The sequence below is a fragment of the Dethiosulfatibacter sp. genome (genome assembly GCF_983023055.1).
On sequence record NZ_CEZJXU010000335.1, the window covers coordinates 1 to 1,883 of the forward strand.

The 1,883-nt window shown below is 33.4% G+C and carries 3 protein-coding genes; all 3 read left to right on the forward strand.

Features of this window, described 5'->3' with window-relative positions; translation table 11 throughout:
• A partial coding sequence (locus tag AC3AX0_RS10580; RefSeq protein WP_487550257.1) for a metal ABC transporter solute-binding protein, Zn/Mn family occupies window positions 1-283 on the forward strand: 283 nt, incomplete at its 5' end.
• A 16-nt stretch (window positions 284-299) separates the two neighbouring features.
• Complete coding sequence (locus AC3AX0_RS10585; RefSeq protein WP_487550258.1) at window positions 300-716, forward strand: metal ABC transporter solute-binding protein, Zn/Mn family; 417 nt, start codon at window positions 300-302, stop codon at window positions 714-716.
• A gap of 56 nt (window positions 717-772) precedes the next feature.
• Window positions 773-1,883 (forward strand): amino acid--tRNA ligase-related protein (locus tag AC3AX0_RS10590; protein WP_487550259.1); only part of this gene is annotated, 1,111 nt, incomplete at its 3' end.

Genomic DNA, 1,883 nt, shown 5'->3' on the forward strand with positions numbered 1-1,883 from the left:
TGTCAACGCAGGTGTAGATACGTATATCCCAAATTCAATTGATTCTGTTTTTGCCGATGGTACTGTTACTTTAGTTGATGTGTCACTGAATATCACATACAATAAAGTTTGTACAATGCCAGAGCATACACATTTACTACCTGATGTAAATCCAATTCTAGATTGTGACGAAAACGCCCAACAAGACGATCCTCATTTTTGGCTTGATCCAGTTAGAATGTTACAAGCAGCTGAACTAGTTAAAGACAAGTTAATTGTTACATATCCAGAAAATATTATATGAAAATAACTTCACAGTAATGTCTGCTCTTTTAGAAAAGTTACAAGATGATTATCAAGTTATGGCAGATGAAGCAATTAAACCAATTATTACGACAGTAATGCTGTTTACTTACTGGCACGCTCGATATAATCTAGAAATAATGTCTGTTGTAATTGATGCACATTCACATTCATCAGAAATTATCCCTAGTGACATAATTACCTTGGTTAATGCTGCTCAATTATATTTTATTCATGAAATACTCTTTGAAAAAAATACTAACTCACCCGCTGGTGATCAAGTATTACTAGCTCTTCAAGAGGTTGATGATGAAGCAGTTGCTTTGTACCTACATGGCCTCGGAAACTTAACAGATGAAGAGATAGAAGACGGCTCAACATACATATCTATCATGTATGATAACCTAGATGTATTAATTGAAGCTACAAAATAGTACAGTTTTTGTACTATTTTCTTTATAAAGCCGATAACTATGTGTTATAATCGGTTATGCACATATTAAAAGAGGTGATATTAATGGAAAAATTTTCAGACCAAGAACTTGTCAGAAGAGAGAAACTAGAATTTTTAATTGAAAAAGGTATTGATCCTTTCGGGCAACGCTTTGATCGAAACAACAATACTCAAACATTAAAGGACAAGTTTGACAAGTATACAAAAGAAGAATTACATGATATGGATGCTGGAGAAATAATTGTAGCTGGCCGTATTATGACAAAAAGAGGAAAAGGAAAAGCTGGATTTGTTCATATAATGGACCAATTTGGACAAGTACAACTATATATAAGACTTGACGTAATAGGTGAAGATTCTTTTGAAGTATTCAAAAAATCAGACCTAGGTGATATTGTCGGAATTCATGGAACAATAATGAGAACTAATACAGGTGAATTAAGCGTTAGAGTAACAAAATTCACTCACCTTTCAAAAGCTTTAAGACCTCTACCGGAAAAATTCCATGGACTTACTGATATCGAAGAAAGATATCGTCGTCGTTACGTTGATTTAATTACCAATACTAAATCACGAGAAACATTTATTTTACGATCAAAAGTAATTACAATGATGAGAGAGATTCTTGATGAAAAAGGATTCTTAGAAGTTGAAACTCCGGTACTTCATCCGATTCTAGGTGGAGCTAACGCTAGACCTTTTATAACTCATCACAACACTTTAGATATGGAATTCTACTTAAGAATCGCAACTGAATTATATCTAAAAAGACTTATCGTTGGTGGCTTTGATGGTGTTTACGAAATTGGAAGAACATTTAGAAATGAAGGAATGAGTATAAAACATAATCCAGAATTTACAATGTTAGAACTATATCAAGCATATGGAAATATCGAAACAATGATGGAATTAACTGAATACTTAATATCTACAATCGCTAAGAAATTCGATAAAGGAACTGTTATCTACGGCGAAAAAGAAATTCATTTAGGCGCTCCTTGGGTAAAACTACACATGGCTGACGCTGTAAGAGACGTTGTTGGAATTGATTTTTGGGATAAAGAAATGACTTTTGAAAAAGCAAAAGCATTCGCTCTAAAAAAAGATTTAGAAGTTCCAGCTCATTATACAGGAACAGGGCATATCC